18 protein-coding genes are annotated in these 18,165 nt (G+C 56.5%); 9 read left to right on the top strand and 9 right to left on the bottom strand.

Going from position 1 to position 18,165, the window contains the following annotated elements:
- Positions 1 to 25 precede the first annotated feature (25 nt).
- Positions 26 to 1,501: an anthranilate synthase component I gene (gene trpE, locus IV01_RS05840; RefSeq protein ID WP_032630517.1), complete on the top strand. Its 1,476-nt coding sequence runs from the start codon at positions 26 to 28 to the stop codon at positions 1,499 to 1,501.
- Between the two features lie 141 nt (positions 1,502 to 1,642).
- Here trpE and estP read toward each other — a convergent pair whose 3' ends face one another.
- The gene (gene estP / locus IV01_RS05845) at positions 1,643 to 3,571 is read right to left on the bottom strand and encodes an esterase EstP (protein ID WP_032630516.1); all 1,929 of its coding nucleotides are present in this window, start codon (positions 3,569 to 3,571) and stop codon (positions 1,643 to 1,645) included.
- Between the two features lie 479 nt (positions 3,572 to 4,050).
- Here estP and IV01_RS05850 point away from each other — a divergent pair, with 479 nt between their 5' ends.
- Genes IV01_RS05850 through IV01_RS05865 form a run of 4 tightly spaced genes read left to right on the top strand, consistent with a single transcriptional unit; the run spans position 4,051 to position 7,293 of the window.
- Positions 4,051 to 4,650, top strand: coding sequence for an aminodeoxychorismate/anthranilate synthase component II (locus tag IV01_RS05850; protein WP_032630515.1), 600 nt, complete (start codon positions 4,051 to 4,053; stop codon positions 4,648 to 4,650).
- 22 nt (positions 4,651 to 4,672) lie between these two features.
- Positions 4,673 to 5,722, top strand: a complete 1,050-nt coding sequence (trpD, locus tag IV01_RS05855; protein ID WP_032630532.1) for an anthranilate phosphoribosyltransferase — start codon at positions 4,673 to 4,675, stop codon at positions 5,720 to 5,722.
- Entirely contained in the window at positions 5,719 to 6,555 is an 837-nt protein-coding gene (trpC, locus tag IV01_RS05860) for an indole-3-glycerol phosphate synthase TrpC (RefSeq protein WP_032630514.1), read from the top strand. The genes trpD and trpC overlap by 4 nt, the downstream gene beginning before the upstream one ends.
- Before the next feature lie 42 nt (positions 6,556 to 6,597).
- Positions 6,598 to 7,293, top strand: a complete 696-nt coding sequence (locus IV01_RS05865; RefSeq protein ID WP_032630513.1) for a lipoyl protein ligase domain-containing protein — start codon at positions 6,598 to 6,600, stop codon at positions 7,291 to 7,293.
- Positions 7,294 to 7,437: 144 nt separating this feature from the next.
- Here the strand turns inward: IV01_RS05865 and crp are convergent, their stop codons facing one another.
- A complete protein-coding gene (gene crp / locus IV01_RS05870) occupies positions 7,438 to 8,079 on the bottom strand; it encodes a cAMP-activated global transcriptional regulator CRP (protein ID WP_032630512.1) in 642 nt (213 codons plus the stop codon).
- A 205-nt stretch (positions 8,080 to 8,284) separates the two neighbouring features.
- On the opposite strand from crp, the gene IV01_RS05875 reads away from it, so the two are divergent.
- Positions 8,285 to 8,707: an OsmC family protein gene (locus IV01_RS05875; RefSeq protein WP_032630511.1), complete on the top strand. Its 423-nt coding sequence runs from the start codon at positions 8,285 to 8,287 to the stop codon at positions 8,705 to 8,707.
- A gap of 137 nt (positions 8,708 to 8,844) precedes the next feature.
- Here the strand turns inward: IV01_RS05875 and coq7 are convergent, their stop codons facing one another.
- From coq7 to hemJ, 5 genes are all read right to left on the bottom strand, one after another.
- The gene (coq7, locus tag IV01_RS05880) at positions 8,845 to 9,492 is read right to left on the bottom strand and encodes a 2-polyprenyl-3-methyl-6-methoxy-1,4-benzoquinone monooxygenase (RefSeq protein WP_032630510.1); all 648 of its coding nucleotides are present in this window, start codon (positions 9,490 to 9,492) and stop codon (positions 8,845 to 8,847) included.
- A gap of 181 nt (positions 9,493 to 9,673) precedes the next feature.
- Positions 9,674 to 10,012: a histidine triad nucleotide-binding protein gene (locus IV01_RS05885; RefSeq protein ID WP_032630509.1), complete on the bottom strand. Its 339-nt coding sequence runs from the start codon at positions 10,010 to 10,012 to the stop codon at positions 9,674 to 9,676.
- Between the two features lie 71 nt (positions 10,013 to 10,083).
- Positions 10,084 to 10,872 carry an SDR family NAD(P)-dependent oxidoreductase gene (locus IV01_RS05890; RefSeq protein WP_032630508.1) on the bottom strand — a complete coding sequence of 263 codons (789 nt, stop codon included), beginning with the start codon at positions 10,870 to 10,872 and terminating at the stop codon, positions 10,084 to 10,086.
- 60 nt (positions 10,873 to 10,932) lie between these two features.
- Positions 10,933 to 11,832, bottom strand: a complete 900-nt coding sequence (locus IV01_RS05895) for a DUF805 domain-containing protein (protein WP_032630506.1) — start codon at positions 11,830 to 11,832, stop codon at positions 10,933 to 10,935.
- Between the two features lie 155 nt (positions 11,833 to 11,987).
- On the bottom strand, positions 11,988 to 12,413 hold the full coding sequence (gene hemJ / locus IV01_RS05900; RefSeq protein WP_032630504.1) for a protoporphyrinogen oxidase HemJ: 426 nt from the start codon (positions 12,411 to 12,413) through the stop codon (positions 11,988 to 11,990).
- 134 nt (positions 12,414 to 12,547) lie between these two features.
- Here hemJ and argC point away from each other — a divergent pair, with 134 nt between their 5' ends.
- Positions 12,548 to 13,582 (top strand): N-acetyl-gamma-glutamyl-phosphate reductase, encoded by a 1,035-nt coding sequence (gene argC / locus IV01_RS05905; protein WP_032630503.1) that lies wholly within the window; start codon positions 12,548 to 12,550, stop codon positions 13,580 to 13,582.
- Positions 13,583 to 13,749: 167 nt separating this feature from the next.
- A complete protein-coding gene (gene erpA / locus IV01_RS05910; protein ID WP_027900658.1) occupies positions 13,750 to 14,100 on the top strand; it encodes an iron-sulfur cluster insertion protein ErpA in 351 nt (116 codons plus the stop codon).
- Positions 14,101 to 14,163: 63 nt separating this feature from the next.
- On the opposite strand, the gene IV01_RS05915 is transcribed toward erpA, so the two are convergent.
- Both IV01_RS05915 and IV01_RS05920 read right to left on the bottom strand, forming a co-directional pair.
- Positions 14,164 to 15,258, bottom strand: coding sequence for an anhydro-N-acetylmuramic acid kinase (locus IV01_RS05915; protein ID WP_032630502.1), 1,095 nt, complete (start codon positions 15,256 to 15,258; stop codon positions 14,164 to 14,166).
- A 3-nt stretch (positions 15,259 to 15,261) separates the two neighbouring features.
- Complete coding sequence (locus tag IV01_RS05920; protein ID WP_032630530.1) at positions 15,262 to 16,689, bottom strand: peptidoglycan DD-metalloendopeptidase family protein; 1,428 nt, start codon at positions 16,687 to 16,689, stop codon at positions 15,262 to 15,264.
- Positions 16,690 to 16,900: 211 nt separating this feature from the next.
- On the opposite strand from IV01_RS05920, the gene tyrS reads away from it, so the two are divergent.
- The gene (tyrS, locus tag IV01_RS05925; RefSeq protein ID WP_032630501.1) at positions 16,901 to 18,106 is read left to right on the top strand and encodes a tyrosine--tRNA ligase; all 1,206 of its coding nucleotides are present in this window, start codon (positions 16,901 to 16,903) and stop codon (positions 18,104 to 18,106) included.
- The last annotated feature ends 59 nt before the right edge of the window (positions 18,107 to 18,165 follow it).

Here is an 18,165-nt window from a genome sequence, read left to right as displayed (position 1 = left end):
CTAACCCTCACCTACGAGGCTGATGATGAATCGCGAAGAATTCCTGCGTTTGGCTGCTTCTGGCTACAACCGCATACCGCTTGCTTACGAAACCCTTGCCGACTTCGACACGCCGCTGTCGATCTACCTCAAGCTTGCCGATCAACCGAACTCTTATTTGCTGGAGTCGGTGCAGGGGGGGGAGAAGTGGGGCCGTTATTCGATTATTGGTTTGCCGTGCCGCACTGTCGTGCGCGTGCATGATCATGACGTCAGCGTGACTCACGATGGCGTCGAGATCGAAAGCCTCAAGGCTGAAGACCCGCTGGCGTTTGTCGAAGACTTCAAGGCGCGCTACAACGTACCGACCATTCCAGGCTTGCCGCGCTTCAACGGCGGGCTGGTGGGTTACTTCGGTTATGACTGCGTGCGCTACGTCGAGAAGCGTTTGGGCAAATGCCCGAACCCCGATCCACTGGGCGTGCCGGACATCCTGCTGATGGTCTCCGATGCCGTAGTGGTGTTCGACAACCTGGCGGGCAAGATGCACGCCATCGTGCTGGTCGACCCTGCGCAGCAGGACGCTTATGAAAGCGGGCTGGCGCGTCTTGAGGAGCTGATGGAAAAACTGCGTCAGCCCATCACCCCGCGTCGTGGCCTTGACCTGACCCGCCCGCAAGCTGCAGACCCGGTGTTCCGTTCCAGCTTCACTCAGGATGATTACGAGAAAGCCGTCGACACCATCAAGGAATACATCCTGGCGGGCGACGTGATGCAGGTGGTGCCTTCGCAACGTATGTCCATCGACTTCAAGGCCGCGCCGATCGATTTGTATCGGGCGCTGCGCTGCTTCAACCCGACTCCTTATATGTACTTCTTTAATTTCGGCGACTTCCACGTCGTTGGCAGTTCGCCAGAAGTGCTGGTGCGAGTCGAAGACAACCTGATTACTGTTCGGCCAATTGCTGGCACCCGACCACGGGGCACCAACGAAGAAGCGGATCTGGCGCTGGAAAAAGATTTGCTATCGGACGACAAGGAAATCGCCGAACACCTGATGCTCATCGATCTGGGACGGAACGATACCGGACGCGTTTCGGAAATCGGCTCAGTGCGGCTCACGGAAAAAATGGTCATCGAACGTTATTCCAACGTGATGCACATCGTTTCCAACGTCACCGGCCAACTGAAAAGCGGCCTGACCGCGATGGACGCACTGCGGGCGATTCTGCCAGCAGGTACCTTGTCCGGCGCGCCGAAAATTCGCGCCATGGAAATCATCGACGAACTGGAGCCCGTCAAGCGTGGCGTCTACGGCGGCGCAGTGGGTTACCTGGCCTGGAACGGCAACATGGACACCGCGATTGCGATCCGTACTGCCGTGATCAAAAACGGCGAACTGCATGTTCAAGCCGGTGGCGGCATCGTCGCCGACTCGGTGCCCGTGCTGGAATGGGAAGAAACCCTGAACAAACGCCGCGCGATGTTCCGCGCGGTGGCGTTGGCTGAGCAGGAGCAGTAAGCGCCGAAAGCGACGGGAAACGTGGGACCGGCTTTGGCCGGGAAGAGGTCAGTACATCCGCTGTAAATTGATCGGTTGTACTGACCCCTTCCCGGCTAAAGCCGGTCCCACGTCGTCACATCATCTTGTGGGCCGCGCCGTTTAGAAATCCAGACTCACCGCCAGATTCACTCCCTGCTGTTTCACATCGTCATTCTTGCGCCAGTTGTAACTGGCACGCAGGCTCAGGTCCTGGGTCAGTTTCTGGCTTATGCCAAGCGTGGCGCGGTTCAAGTCTCGTTGTGGTGTGTAGCCTTCCAGGGTGAAGTCATTGAGCGGCAGGCTGTTCAGGGCGATGGTGACGTCTTGCGGGTCACTCTCAAACTCCCGCTCATGAGCGACTTCGGCGAACAACTGAGTTGAGGGCGTGATCAGAAATTTGCCCTGCAGACCACCGCCGAGACGTCGTGATTTGCGCTTTTGGTCATCGAAGGTCAGAGCTGTGGAGCGATTGCCTTTTTCCGAATAGCCATTGACGTTCACATGGGCGTAATCAGCGCTGATGAACGGCGAGAGGTGCCAGCTGCTGCTGGCTCCGGCAAGATCAAAGCCCAATCGTGCACTCGCCCCCCAGATTTCACCGTCGGTATCGCCTTTCTCGCTGCCCTCGGCAATTCCCAGGGCGAACTTGCGTTCGGCATTCTCGTAATCAAGGTGGCCGCCCGAAGCGGCAAGGTCAGCCCACAAATGGTTGGCCTGATATTGGACAAAGGCCGTCGCCAGATAGTTGTTGAGTTTGTAGTCCGAATCCCGTTCGCCAGCGTCCAGATTCTGCCGATACGCCCCTGCCACCATGCCTGCGCGCCATTTCTCTGCGAAACGATAGCTGCCGCCAACGGTCAAGTTGTAGCCGTGTCCGTCTGCATTGGCTGAATTGTCCTGCGCGTCGAAATCCATTTTCTGACCGCCCGCCGCCACAATGGCCCGCCATTCACCGACGCGCTGCCAGTTGCCCCAATCTGCAAGCCATTGGCTGCGAAGCTCATCCTGCTGAGTGCGTAACGTGCCATTGGCCATTTCCGGCATCAGGCTGACTTCCCATGGAGCCGCCAGCAAGGAGTAGGCGTAATCGGCAATTAGCCGCTGCCCGGCCTCAGTGGGATGCACGCCATCGTTGAACAGCAGCTTGCTGGGGTCTGGTGTGGCGCTGCTGATGCCATAGGTACTGTTTTCCTCACAACTGTTGCCGCTGAAACAGGTACCCACCAGATTCTGGTCAGCGGCCAGACCAAAGCGCGCCGGGTTATCCAGGGTTTCTGAAACGAAGCGGGGTACGTTCAGCGGAATGATTTCAGCGTCTATCTGCGCTAGCCTGCTGACCAACTGAGTATTGAACGCGCCACTGAGTATCGAAGTGAAAGGGGCAAGGATGGTGCCCGATACCGCTGGCGTCTGACCGATGTCCGGCAGCAGCCAGACCATGATGTACTTCGCCCCTGCCTGTTGCAGCACTTGGGCGCTATCGGCCAGTCGGTCAGCTGCGTCGCGAGATTGCGACAGACTCAGCACCCGCCCCTGTAAGAAGTCATTCCCGCCACCGGTCAGGTAATACAACGCGTTAGGATCCGCACGGAAATTATTAGCGACCAGATAGCCCGGCCGCGTGCGGAATACAGTCCCGTCGTCCGGATTGATGATGTTGGATTGGGAAGTGATCGCCTCGTAAATCTGATCCGTCCGGTCGCCACCCACTGCCCAGTTATTGCCGTCCGCCAGCCCCAGGGCGGCATTGACCGGCGAAGTCGAAGCGCCCAGATCACCGGGAGCGATATTGAGCTTCATACCCAGCAAGGTCGACGAGTTCAGGCTAAAGAATTCACCACTGCCATCTTGAAAAGTCGGGCCCGTGCGATTGGTGAAACGCAATGTCGCCCCTGCCGGGCCGCCCGCATCCGGGAATTGCCCGGCGTCGGCCAGGCTATCGCCGAAGACGATCATTGTGGAGTAGGGGGAGGGGGCGGCTAGTGCGATCTGACAGGTAGATGCAAGCAAGCAAGCAGTAAGCACCGCGAATGGTTTGTTTTGCAGCATGGTCAAGATCCCTCTTGTTGTTCTATAGGGTGTACGAAAAGTAGCTAGCTCAACCGCCAGCGCCAGGCCAAATAGTCATTACCTGCCAAGCGGTGGTGGTTCGAGTCCGAGGTGTATCTTTTGCGTTACAAAAGCGTAGCTAAATCATTGAGCAAATCCATTAGTCAAAGCCACGCTCCAGAGGTCCCATATTGCGCGTCACCCCTTGGTACGCTAATGTGCCCAAACGTAAAAACGAGACTCCCCCTGTGTTGATCGTCAGCAAACTCTTGATGCGCGTAATCAAGGCTCACGCCCGTTGGCGTTGGCGCGCCTGACTAATTCCAATCCGGCCCGACCGGACCTCTTCCTGATACGCTTTTAAATCCTTGCCCTGCCGCTTTCCCGGGACAATGCCCGGTCGCTAAACTAGTGGCTACTCAATCGGCAGCGATTTGAAGGTTGAATAAATAGTCAGTAATTCAAGGGTTGAAAGCCAAATGCTGCTGATGATCGATAACTATGATTCCTTTACCTACAACGTCGTGCAGTACCTCGGTGAGTTGGGTGCCGACGTGAAGGTGATCCGCAACGACGAATTGACCGTTGCCGAAATTGAAGCGCTGAACCCCGAGCGCATCGTTGTTTCTCCTGGGCCATGCACCCCGAATGAAGCCGGCGTATCCCTTGAAGTGATCAAACACTTCGCGGGCAAGTTGCCGATTCTGGGTGTTTGTCTTGGTCACCAGTCCATCGGCCAGGCTTTTGGCGGTGACGTCGTACGAGCCCGGCAGGTGATGCACGGCAAGACCAGCCCGGTGGTACACGAAGACGACGGCGTATTCGAAGGCCTTAACCATCCGTTGACGGTGACTCGCTACCACTCTTTGGTAGTCAAGCTCGACACCTTGCCTGAGTGTCTGGAAGTGACGGCCTGGACTGCCCTGGAAGACGGTTCCATGGACGAAATCATGGGCCTGCGTCACAAGACGCTGAATGTCGAAGGGATCCAGTTTCACCCTGAATCGATTCTGACCGAGCAGGGCCACGAGCTGTTCGCGAACTTCCTCAAGCAAACCGGCGGCACCCGTCAGGGTTAAGGATTTTTTTATGACTAAGCCAATGGACATCAAGACCGCGCTGGGGCGGATTGTCGATAACCTGGATTTAAGCACTGCCGAAATGAGCGACGTGATGCGCGCCATCATGACTGGCCAGTGCACGGAGGCGCAGATTGGTGCCTTCATGATGGGCATGCGCATGAAGAGCGAAAGTATCGATGAAATAGTCGGTGCGGTTTCGGTCATGCGTGAGCTGGCAGGCAAAGTCGAACTCAAGACCCTTGATCGGGTGGTTGATGTCGTCGGTACTGGCGGTGATGGTGCCAATATCTTCAATGTGTCGACAGCCTCCTCGTTCGTGGTCGCCGCAGCTGGCTGTACGGTCGCCAAGCACGGCAACCGGGCGGTGTCGGGCAAGAGTGGCAGTGCTGATTTGCTCGAAGCGGCCGGGGTTTATCTGAACCTAACACCGGTTCAAGTGGCGCGCTGCATTGATAGCGTGGGCATCGGCTTCATGTTTGCTCAGGCACATCACGGTGCGATGAAGCACGCTGCAGGTCCTCGTCGTGATCTGGGCCTGCGAACCTTGTTCAATATGCTCGGCCCGCTGACTAACCCGGCCGGCGTGCAGCATCAGGTGGTGGGCGTATTCAGTCAGGCATTGTGCCGCCCATTGGCCGAAGTGTTGCTTCGTCTGGGTAGCAAGCACGTGTTGGTGGTGCACTCTCAGGACGGTCTGGACGAGTTCAGTCTGGCGGCGCCGACCTTTGTCGCCGAGCTGAAGAACGGTGAAGTCACCGAGTATTGGGTGCAGCCCGAAGATCTGGGCATGAAGAGCCAGAGTCTGTTTGGCCTGGCAGTCGACGGTCCTGAGGCATCTTTGGCGCTGATCCGCGATGCGCTGGGACGCCGCAAGACTGAGCACGGCCAGAAGGCTGCGGAAATGATTATCCTCAATGCTGGAGCGGCGCTTTATGCTGCTGATCATGCCTACACCCTCAAAGAGGGCGTGGAGCTGGCGCATGATGCGCTTCATACGGGGCTGGCCCGGGAGAAGATGGACGAGTTGGGTGCCTTTACCGCGGTATTCAAGCAGGAGAATGAAGGATGAGCGTGCCGACAGTTCTGGAAAAAATCCTTGCCCGCAAGGCTGAGGAAGTGGCCGCCCGCCGTTCGGCCGTCAGCCTTGCTGAAGTCGAGCGTCTGGCTGCAAACGCCGATCCGGTTCGCGGGTTTGCCAAAGCCCTGATCGAGCAGGCCAAACGCAAGCAGCCTGCGGTCATCGCTGAAATCAAGAAAGCGTCACCCAGCAAAGGCGTGATTCGCGAGAACTTCTTGCCGGCAGATATCGCCAAGAGCTATGAGAAGGGCGGTGCGACCTGCCTTTCCGTTTTGACCGACATCGATTTCTTTCAGGGCGCGGACGAGTATCTGCAGCAGGCTCGCGCGGCCTGCAAGCTGCCGGTGATTCGCAAAGACTTCATGATCGATCCGTATCAGATCGTCGAGGCCCGTGCGCTGGGCGCTGACTGCGTGTTGTTGATTGTCTCGGCGCTGGATGACGTGAAGATGGCCGAGCTGGCATCGGTCGCCAAAAGCGTCGGGCTGGATGTGTTGGTGGAAGTGCACGACGGTGCCGAACTGGAGCGTGCACTGAAAACCCTGGACACCCCGCTGGTCGGCATCAATAACCGAAACCTGCACACCTTTGAAGTGAGCCTGGAGACCACGCTGGACCTTCTGCCCCGCATTCCGCGTGATCGCCTGGTCATCACCGAGAGCGGTATTCTCAATCGCGCGGATGTCGAGCTCATGGAAATCAGCGACGTGTATTCCTTCCTCGTCGGCGAAGCGTTCATGCGTGCCGAGCAGCCGGGCGCGGAACTGCAGCGATTGTTCTTTCCCGAGCGCGGCATCTTGATCAGCGGTACAACCGCTGACTGATCCTGCGCGGTATTGCTTCGACGGCCGCGACCGAGGTTGCACATGTCTGATCTGATCATCGATATCTGCGTCGAAGCAGGCTTACAGGCTGAGCTGGATCTGTTGGCCTCGGTCTGTGCGGCGCAGGCCGATTTTGGTTTGCTGCTGTGGCGTCCGCGAGATCGCGCTCTGGTGATGCCAAGGCGCATGAGTCGGTTGCCTGGGTTCGTCGAAGCCAGTGAAACACTTGCTGACAGTGGTTGGCCAATTCTGTTGCGCGAAACCGGCGGTGAACCTGTGCCGCAGTCGTCGGCCACCGTTAATATTGCCTTGGTTTACGCCCAGCCCAAGAGCGAGCCTGATCGCGATCGCATTGAAATAGCCTATCGACGTCTGTGTCAGCCCATTCTGGATGTGCTGAGCGACTTGGGTGGTGCTGCTTCTTTGGGTGAGGTTGAAGGCGCTTTCTGCGACGGCCGTTACAACGTCAACCTCGACGGGCGCAAGATGGTCGGCACCGCGCAGCGTTGGCGGCAAAGCCAAGGTGGGTTCAGACCTGTGGTGCTGGCGCATGGTGCCTTGCTGGTTGAGGACGAGCGCAGGGAAATGGTCGCGGCGGTCAATCGTTTCAATGAGATATGTGAAATTGAACAGCGCGTGAAAGCTGATAGCCACGTCGCGTTGAGCGAGGCGTTTCCTGTGGATGGGGTGTTGGAGAGATTGGCGAGGGTTTACAGCAGCATGTTTACTGAGTTTTGATCCGTGGGAGAGACCGGGGTGGCGCTCCACCTTGCTCGCGAGGAGGACGTTACATCCACGCATTTTCTGAGCCTTATAAATCTTCGCGAGCAAGCTCGCTCCCACATATACGATTCAGGCCAAGGCGTCTGCGGTGCGCCACCCTCACCGCGTCCCGAACACCACCATGGTCTTGCCTTTAACGTTCACCAGCTTCTGTTCCTCCAGAGCCTTGAGCACGCGGCCAACCATTTCCCGTGAACAGCCCACAATGCGGCCGATTTCCTGTCGGGTGATCTTGATCTGCATGCCATCGGGATGGGTCATGGCGTCAGGTTGTTTGCACAAATCCAGTAATGTGCGTGCCACTCGCCCGGTGACGTCCAGGAAAGCCAGGTCGCCGACTTTGCGGGTTGTGTTGCGCAGGCGCTCGGCCATCTGGCTGCCGAGGTCGTAGAGGATTTCCGGCTCCTGATGTGAAAGCTCACGGAATTTGCCATAGCTGATTTCAGCAAGGTCGCATTCGGTCTTGGTTCTGACCCAAGCACTGCGGATGTTTTCCTGTCCTGACGTCTCGAAAAGACCCAGCTCGCCGAAGAAGTCTCCGGAGTTGAGATAGGCGACGATCATCTCGCGGCCTTCTTCGTCCTCGATCAAGACGGTAACCGAGCCTTTGACAATGTAAAACAGTGACTCGGAACGATCACCCGCACAGATGATGTTGGCCTTCGCCGGATGGCGGCGACGTTGAGCGTGCGAGAGAAACTTTTCCAGGTGCTTGATCTTGGGAGTCAGGGGGATAGCCATTCTTGGGTCCTGAAATTGCTTCGCTGGAGGTGTTGTTATCGTTATCGGCAGGACAATGCATTTAGCCATCTTTTTAACGGCCATTTGAATGCTTTTCCGAAACTTCCTACATCTTTATTTCTAAATCGAATTTGGAGGCAAAACCGGTGGTCGCGGGCCGCTGTGCTAAGCTGGCCGCCACTTTTTTAGCAGTGGAGTCCTGGCGATGAAGGCACGCATTCAATGGGCTGGTGAAGCCATGTTCCTCGGTGAATCCGGTAGCGGTCATGTGGTGGTAATGGATGGCCCGCCCGAGAGCGGTGGGCGTAACCTCGGAGTGCGGCCGATGGAGATGGTGCTGATCGGTCTGGGAGGCTGCAGCAACTTCGACGTGGTCAGCATTCTGAAGAAATCCCGTCAGCCGATAGAAAGTTGCGAAGCCTTTCTGGAAGCTGAGCGTGCCAACGAAGATCCCAAGGTGTTTACCAAGATCCACCTGCACTTCGTGGTTAAAGGCCGTGGCTTGAAAGAAGCTCAGGTCAAACGCGCCATCGAGCTATCGGCCGAAAAGTACTGCTCAGCCTCGATCATGCTGGGCAACGCTGGCGTCGAGATTACCCACGATTATGAAATCGTCGAGTTGGGTTGAAAGTTGGTTGATCAAATGTAGGCGCACACGAGCAGCGCGAGGCCGCGATGGCGGTGTATCAGTCAGACCGCTATCGCGGCCTCGCGCTGCTCGTGCGCTCCTATAGAGATGGAAACGCATTCACAGCGCATGAGCAGTCAGATCCGGTACGTGCTTTTTGTCATGACCTTGGCCAGCACACTCATGCCAAATTTGATTGGCGCAGGGAAGCGGAAGCCTCCTGCGTTCAATGCGCTTTCGGCGTGATGCTCTTCGTCGATGCGCATCTGTTCGAGAATGGCGCGGGACTTTTCATCCTCGACTGGAATCTGTTCAAGGTGTTCGTTCAAGTGTCTGCAGACCTGATCTTCAGTAGCCGCAACGAACCCCAGACTGACTTTGTCACTGATCAGCCCTGCAGCAGCGCCAATACCGAATGAAAGGCCATAAAACAGCGGGTTCAGCACGCTGGTATGGCTGCCCAATTGGTGAATGCGTTGTTCGCACCAGACCAGGTGGTCGATCTCTTCTTCGGCAGCATGTTCCATGGCCTTGCGGACATTGGGCAGCTTGGCGGTCAGGGCCTGGCCCTGGTACAGCGCCTGTGCGCAGACTTCACCAGTGTGATTGATGCGCATCAGCCCTGCGACATGCTTGGTGTCCACGTCACTCATCTTCACTTCAGGCTGAACGATGGCGGGGGACGGGCGGAAGGAGTATCCCTTGGACGGCAACAAGGTCCGCATTGCAGCGTCGGCTTGCAGCAGGATACGGTCGATAGGGGAGTAGTGACGTTCGGTAGCCATGGGCACCTCCGGAAAAACCATGGGGCCAGTCTACCCGAATCGGGTTCGAGAGGCTTGAGCTGGGTCATTGTGATGTAGCCGATTGTAGGGGCGCGCTTGCCCACGATTGGCAGTAACAGCCGACACATGTGTCGACTGACCCGACGCAATCGCGGGCAAGCGCGCTCCTACGAAGAGGCGATCAACCCGGCGGCCAGTTCATCTGGCGCTGACCCAACACGTGCATATGAATGTGATAGACGGTCTGCCCGCCCTGCTCGTTGCAGTTCATGACCACCCGAAATCCATCCTCGCACCCTAACTCCTTTGCCAGGCGCTGGGCGGTGAACAGAATATGACCGGCGAGGCCTTTGTCTTCTTCGGTCAGATCGTTCAGCGTGCGGATGGGCTTTTTCGGGATAACCAGAAAATGCACCGGTGCCTGCGGGGCGATGTCGTGAAACGCGAGCACTTGGTCATCTTCGAAGATGATTTTCGCGGGAATTTCCCGGTTGATGATCTTGGTAAACAAAGTATCCACAGCCGTTTGCTCCTTGTGGGTGAATGGTCGTGATAAATGATCGAGTTGTCCGAGTGTACAGCCTGCCCAGGTCAGCGCGAGCACATGGATTTATTGAACAGACCGGTGATGGTGCGGCTCAGCCAGCGCGAGATCAATCGTGGACTGAAGGACATCCACCGGTTGCGCCATCCGGGAATAATCACCGCGCGGTTCTTCGCCATTGCTCGAACGGTATACAGCGCGACTTCTTCAGGGCTCATCCAGCGTCTACTACTGATTTTTCCGGCCTGGAGCTGCGCGGTGCGAAAAAACGCAGTGCGCGTAGGGCCAGGGCACAGTACCGAAACCTTTATGCCGTTTTTCTTCACTTCCTCCCGCAGCCCTTCTGAAAAGTGCAGTACATAGGCTTTGCTTGCGTGATAGGTGCTCATCCAGGGGCCGGGCGTGAAGGCGCCAACTGACGCAACGTTGAGAATTTGTCCGCCCCCTTGTAACGCCATCAGGTTACCTACGGTATGGCAAAGGCGGGTGAGCGCCAGGATATTCAAGTCGATCAGGTCTTGCTCAAGGCCCCAGTCCTGGGCAAGAAAAGGACCGGATGTGCCGATGCCGGCGCAGTTGACCAATAGATCGATCTGGTGGGCGCCTTCCTCTTCCAGTTCTAGCAGAAACCCGGACAATCTTAGCGGTTCACCCAGGTCGCAGGCGCGGAACAGTACCTCGACGCCAAAGCGCTGGGTCAGCTCTATGGCGATTGTCTCCAGCAGATCGCGCTCCCGGGCGACCAGAATCAACCTATGCCCTCGGCGAGCCAACGCTTCGGCCATGGCCAGGCCAATGCCACTGGTTGCCCCGGTGATCAAGGCGTAACGGGTCATGCCACTCTCCATTGTGCGTGTAGCGAGCCGCAGAGCTTATTCCGGGCTAAAGAAAACAGACTATTGATCTTCGTCGCCCTCAGGCTGGTTGTCCGTTGCCGGATTTTGCGCCGGATCATCGTAAGGCAGTGATTGTTCATATTCCGAGGTTGTGGCGTCCAGTTGTTCTTGCAACACATCCAGGCCGCCCGACAGGCCCGACACGAAAACCACGGCGATGAACAAGATCCACATCCATGCCAGCACTTTGATGCTGCGGGTGTTGGGGGGCGGTGGCGCCCCATATTGATTGGCGCTCTTGTTACCGGGTATCAGGACCATGAGCAAGAAGAACACGCTGTTCATATAAGGCAGCAGACTCAACAGAATCAGCCAGCCAGACCAGCCCATATCATGCAGGCGCCGCACCCCGATCTGGATGAGAATGACGAAGGCTGCCGCGCTGGCCACTGTCATCAGCAAACCCCCACCGATGAGTGAAACACTCATGACCATGGCGCACAAACCAATGACGGACAGGCTGGCGATCATCAGTACCAGCGTCCACGCCAGGTAGCGAAGGCGTCCCAGCCGGCCCTGAATGCCGAAGATTTTTAGCTCTCCATATTCCTCGATAGGCTCGCTGACCGACGCGCGCGGTGGAGCATAGGGTGATCCAGGGGCCAGCTCGGAAGATGCTACATAAACCGGCGCCTGCTCGACTTCTTCCAGCCGCAGGCTAATTGCCGGATCAGCCTCGATCCGTGCCTCTACGCCTGCCTCGTTCAAAGCTTTGATGTAGGCGTCTGCATCTGATCGAGTCAGGCCGCGTTTCAGCGCGATGGGGTTGCCATTGAAGAGCTTCTCCACAGCAGATGTTTCGCTCTTGAAGAGCTGTGCCAGATTGAGCTTGGCGGTTTGCAAATCAACGCCATTGCGCAATTGCCCTTCGAACACGATTTTAAAAAGGGTATTGGCCATGTCTGGCTTCCTTGCGGTTGGAAAAGAGTCTGCTGATAAAAACGGCCTGACCCGGAAGAAGAGCAGGTTAATGCGTCATGACTCAGTGGTGCCGTTCAGCCGTCAACGCAGGTGCCTTCGAAAGCCCTGCATTGACGTCACGTTCACGGGAGAAGTCAGAAAGGTTTGACCACTACCAGAATGACGATAGCCAGCAGGATCAAAACAGGAACTTCATTGAACCAGCGATAAAAAACATGGCTGCGGCCATTTTCGCCACGAGCAAAGCGTTTGACCTGCGCGCCGCATACATGGTGATAACCGATCAGCAGCACAACAAGGGTCAACTTGACATGCATCCAGGCTTGGGACATGAATCCGGGAGTCAGGCTGATCAGCCAGATGCCGAACACCAGTGTTGCAATCATTGCCGGACCCATGATGCCCCGGTAGAGCTTGCGTTCCATCACGCAAAAGCGCTCACGGCTGACAGTGTCCTCGCTCATGGAGTGGTAGACGAACAGTCTTGGCAGGTAGAACAGCGCTGCAAACCAGCAGACGACCGACACGATATGGAGCGCTTTGATCCACAAATAGAGCATTTTCAGTTATTCCCAGGTTCACGGTGGGTCAAATAGTAGTGGCTGGGAGGCCCATACGTCACGTTGTCGGTTGTCGCAGACGCGTTACGCCCATATTATCGACGGCTTTCCAGTTGGTACGTAGAGGGCAGGTTATGGTCAAGGTCGGTATCGTCGGCGGCACGGGTTACACCGGTGTCGAGTTGCTGCGTCTGTTGGCACAGCATCCGCAAGCTGAAGTGGTCGTCATCACTTCTCGATCCGAGGCAGGCCTGCCTGTCGCAGATATGTACCCTAATCTGCGTGGTCATTACGATGGTCTGGCGTTCAGCGTGCCGGACGTCGCGACCCTTGGCGCGTGCGATGTGGTGTTCTTTGCCACTCCGCATGGTGTTGCCCACTCCCTGGCTGGTGAACTGCTGAATGCCGGTACTCGAGTCATCGATCTTTCCGCTGACTTCCGTCTCCAGGACTCTGTGGAATGGGCCAAGTGGTACGGTCAGCCTCACGGCGCACCCGAGTTGCTCAAAGACGCGGTTTACGGTTTGCCAGAGGTCAATCGTGAGCAAATCAAACAAGCGCGGCTTATCGCGGTACCGGGTTGCTATCCAACCGCCACTCAGCTGGGCTTTTTGCCATTGCTGGAGGCCGGCCTTGCCGATAACTCTCGCCTGATCGCTGACTGCAAATCCGGTGTCAGTGGTGCGGGTCGCGGCCTGAGCATCGGCTCGCTGTACTCCGAGGCGAATGAAAGCTTCAAGGCCTACGCCGTCAAAGGTCATCGCCACTTGCCCGAAATCACTCAAGGCTTGCGCCGTGCAGCAGGTGGGGACGTCGGGTTGACGTTCGTACCACACCTGACACCGATGATTCGCGGTATCCACTCCACCTTGTATGCGACGGTTGTGGACAAGTCTGTGGACCTGCAGGCGTTGTTCGAGAAACGCTATGCCAATGAACCCTTCGTCGATGTGATGCCAGCAGGCAGCCACCCGGAAACCCGCAGTGTTCGCGGCGCAAACGTCTGTCGGATTGCTGTGCATCGTCCCCAGGGCGGGGATCTGGTGGTTGTACTTTCGGTTATCGACAATCTGGTCAAGGGCGCGTCGGGTCAGGCGGTGCAGAACATGAACATCATGTTCGGCCTGGACGAGAAGCTGGGTCTGTCCCACGCGGGGATGATGCCCTAAAAGCAGTTTTTGGCTACAAGCGGCAAGCGGCAAGAGGTCAGCGCGATCACTTGCAGCTTGCGGCTTGAAGCTTGCGCTGCTCCAGAATAGTTGACCAATTTTGTCGGAGAAGCGGATAATGCGCGTCATTACGCATTATGACGGCTTAGCGCCGGGAGATATTTAACATGAGCGTCGAGTCCTTCACTCCAACGGCTTTGCAATTCACACATGGTGCCGCGCACAAAGTGAAGACCCTGGTCGATGAAGAGGGTAACGATCGCCTGAAGCTGCGTGTGTTCGTGACTGGCGGCGGCTGTTCAGGTTTTCAGTACGGTTTCACTTTCGATGAAGATGTTGCCGACGATGACACCATCGTTGAGCGCGAAGGCGTGAGCCTGGTGGTTGATCCAATGAGCTTCCAGTATCTGGCTGGCGCTGAAGTGGATTACCAGGAAGGCCTGGAAGGTTCTCGTTTCGTCATCAAGAACCCGAATGCCTCCACCACCTGCGGTTGTGGGTCTTCCTTCTCGATCTGATTCTTCTGGCTTTATAAACAAAAACGCCGCGCAGATGCGCGGCGTTTTTGTGTGTGACGCTTTTTAAGCGGGGTAGATAGCACCCAGGACGCGCAGCCCTCGGGCTCCCGTAACGGTAGGCCGGTTGGCCGGCACGCTTTCCAGGCAGCAATGAGCCAGCCAGGCAAAGGCCATTGCCTCAACCCAGTCCGGATCAATACCAAATGCAGCGGTGCTGCTGACTTTTGTCTCCGGAAGCAGCTCGGCCAGACGCTGCGTCAGCGCAACGTTGTGGGCGCCGCCACCGCAGATCAACAGCTCTTTGGTTTCAGATTGCGCTGATTGCAAGGACTCGGTAATGGTCTGCGCTGTCAGCTCCATCAGTGTTGCCTGCACGTCCTGTGGGGAGAGCGTGGGCAGTTGAAACAGATGGTGATGCAGCCAGCCAAGATTGAACACTTCTCGGCCGGTACTTTTAGGACCCTTGGTCAAGAAGAACTGATCGCTGAGCAGCGCCTTCAACAAGGCTGGGTCGACTTTGCCACTTGCGCCCCAGGCACCATCACGGTCAAAGCTTTCGCCGCGCTGAGATTGAATCCAGGCATCCATCAGCACATTGCCAGGACCGCAATCGAATCCGGAGACAGGACGATCCAGCTCAATGAGGCTGAGATTGCTGAACCCGCCAATATTAAGTACCGCACGGCGGTCTTTGTTGTCGTCGAACAACGCTTCGTGGAAGGCCGGTACCAATGGGGCGCCTTGCCCGCCGGCGGCGATGTCACGACGACGGAAATCGCTCACCACGGTGATTTCGGTAAGTTCGGCAAGCAAAGCAGGGTTGCCAATCTGGATGCTGAAGCCCCGTGACGGCTCATGGCGTATGGTCTGGCCGTGGCTGCCAATGGCACGAATCTGGCCTGCAACCAGGCCTTGTTCGGCGAGTAAGGCCAGAACGCCTTTAGCCGCCAGGTGCACCCATTTCTGCTCGGCGATCGCTGCTCGTGTCAGCTCGTCCGGGCCGCTGGAGCAAAGCCCCAGCAGTTCGGCGCGCAGATCTTCCGGCATGGGAATGTAGTGAGTTGCCAACAATCTTGGCCGGGCATCTTGCTCCACAAGGGCGATATCAATCCCATCGAGGCTGCTACCGGACATCACACCTATATAGAAGAAGGCCATGGATTATCGTTTGCTCGAGGCCAGCATGGTGGCCTTTTCCTGATCCATACGAGCCATAAGTGGCTGGCTCTGCTGCATGAACCGCTGTTTTTCGGATTTGGCGATCGGGTCTGCCATTGGCAGCTTTTGTCCCAATGGATCAACGTGCACGCCGTTGACCTGGAATTCATAGTGCAAGTGCGGCCCTGTCGACAGGCCGGTAGTACCAATATAGCCGATCACCTGACCTTGCTTGACCGTGCCGCCGGTTTGGACACCTTTGGCAAAGCCCTGCATGTGGCCGTAGAGCGTGCGATAGGTATCACCGTGCTGGATGATTACTGTATTGCCATAGCCGCCACGCCGACCGGCGAGCAAAACTTTGCCGTCACCGGTGGCCTTGATGGGCGTGCCGCGCGGTGCTGCATAGTCCACGCCTTTGTGAGCGCGGATCTTGTTCAGAATCGGGTGCTTGCGGCCCATGGAAAACATGGAGCTGATACGGGCAAAGTCCACCGGTGTACGGATGAACGCCTTACGCATGCTATTGCCGTCGGCTGTGTAGTAATTGGTATTGCCTTGTTTGTTGGTGTAACGCACGGCGGAGTACGACTTGCCGTGGTTAGTGAATCGGGCAGACAGGATGTTACCCGTGCCGACGGTTTTCCCGTTCACGACCTTCTGTTCATAGATGACGTCGAATTCGTCGCCTTTGCGAATGTCCTGAGCGAAGTCGATGTCGTAGCCGAAAATGTTGGCCATATCCATGGTCATGCTATGGGTCAAGCCAGCGCGCTGTGCGGATTGCGACAGAGAGTTATTGATGACGCCGTGAACATAGGCGGTGCGCACATCCGGTTTGCTGATTTCCCGGCTGAAGGATAAGCCTTTGCTGGTTCTGGAGAGGCTGATGGTTTCCAGCTCGCTCAGCTTGGTGTGCAGCTGCTTGAGCTGGCCGTCAGCGCTCAGCTCGAACTGAAGGACCTGCCCGTTCTGCAGGCGGCTGAACTGCTTGGCCTGCTTATCGCTAGCCATGACTTCATGAACGGTTGTCGCCGGAAGACCGACTTTCTCGAACAGAGTGGACAACGTATCGCCTTTGGCGACGATCACTTCGCGATGATTGGCATTCTTCGCCGTTGCGGCCGGTGCTTTAGCGGCACCCGGCGTATTGGCGACGCTCTTTTCGGCCTGTTCTGCGCCGTTGTCGATCTGGGCAAATGGAGAATCTGTTGCTTCTTGTGTGGCTTGATCCGTTTCCGGAGCGTCTTGGTTAGGTGTGATCTGATCGGCAGAGGCTTCCAGATCAAGATTCAAAATTGTTTTTTTGGCTTCAACTTCGCTTGATGGGAAGACCAGAAGGGCCAGGCTCAGCAAGGCGGCGATGCCGCTTGCAGCGAGCAGGTGACTCTTTGGATAAAGCGGAGGCGCTTTAGGCGGTGTGTCTATCATAGGTAATTTGAATTTGAAAAAAGATGAATTGGAAAAGATGAATGACATGATGAAGATGAAATAACTGTATAAAATATAACCAAAACCTATGCGAAGCAACCCTGCGAACGCGTCGCTGCGCGATTCGTCCCTAAACGCTGGGCAAAACTTGTAATTGGGCTCTGATCTTGTATGGTTGGTTCCCTTTGAAAATGGCGAAAATGGGGCGGATATGAAGTCGGTTGAAGAGCAGCTGGCGCTGATCAAGCGTGGTGCGGATGAACTCCTGGTCGAGGCTGAGCTGGTTGCCAAGCTCAAGCGTGGCCAGCCACTACGTATTAAAGCCGGGTTTGATCCTACGGCACCTGATCTGCACCTCGGTCACACCGTGCTTATTAATAAGCTGCGTCAGTTTCAGGACCTTGGCCATCACGTCATTTTCCTGATCGGCGACTTCACAGGGATGATCGGCGATCCGAGCGGCAAGAGCGCTACGCGTCCGCCGTTGACTCGCGAACAAGTGCTCGACTACGCCGAAACGTACAAGTCCCAGGTATTCAAGATTCTTGATCCGGCCAAAACCGAGGTGGCGTTCAACTCCACCTGGATGGACCAGATGAGCCCTGCGGACTTCATTCGTCTCTCATCCCAGTACACCGTCGCTCGCATGTTGGAGCGCGATGATTTCGACAAGCGCTATAAAAGCAGCCAACCCATCGCTATCCATGAATTCATGTATCCGCTGGTTCAGGGGTATGACTCGGTAGCGCTGCGTTCCGATGTCGAGCTGGGCGGTACGGATCAGAAGTTCAACCTGCTCATGGGGCGTGAATTGCAACGCGCCTATGGTCAGGAGCCGCAGTGCATTCTGACCATGCCTTTGCTGGAGGGGTTGGATGGCGTCAAGAAGATGTCCAAGTCGTTGGGTAACTACGTCGGCATCCAGGAAGCGCCGGGCATTATGTACAGCAAGCTGGTATCGATTCCGGATGCTTTGATGTGGCGCTACTTTGAATTGCTGAGCTTCCGCTCGATGGAAGAGATCAACGGCTTCAGGGCTGATTGCGAGAAGGGTGCTAACCCGCGCGATATCAAGATCAAGCTGGCTGAAGAAATTGTTGCTCGATTCCATGGTGAGGAAGCTGCTGCCAATGCGCACCGTTCTGCCGGCAACCGCATGAAGGAAGGCGAGCTTCCAGATGATTTGCCTGAGTTGTTGGTTGGTGCTGCTGACGACATGCCGATCGCTGCTGTCCTTAATAAGGCAGGCCTGGTGAAGAACTCCGCAGTGGCCAGGGATCTGTTGGCTTCTGGCGGTGTGCGTATAGATGGTGAAGTTATCGATCGCTCATTCGTCTTTAAAATCGGAGCAACGCACGTTTGCCAGGCCGGCAAGAAGGCATTCGGGCGTATTACGCTGGTTTTGGAAGAAAGCTGAAAATAGGGGTTGACGGCCTCTGGAATCTCTCTATAATTCGCACCTCTTCTGGCGCAGAC

The sequence above is a fragment of the Pseudomonas syringae genome, assembly GCF_000737245.1.
In the GTDB taxonomy this organism is placed as follows: domain Bacteria; phylum Pseudomonadota; class Gammaproteobacteria; order Pseudomonadales; family Pseudomonadaceae; genus Aquipseudomonas; species Aquipseudomonas syringae_J.
The sequence above is the reverse complement of the archived record's forward strand: the minus strand, read 5'-3'. Positions and strand labels throughout refer to the sequence as shown.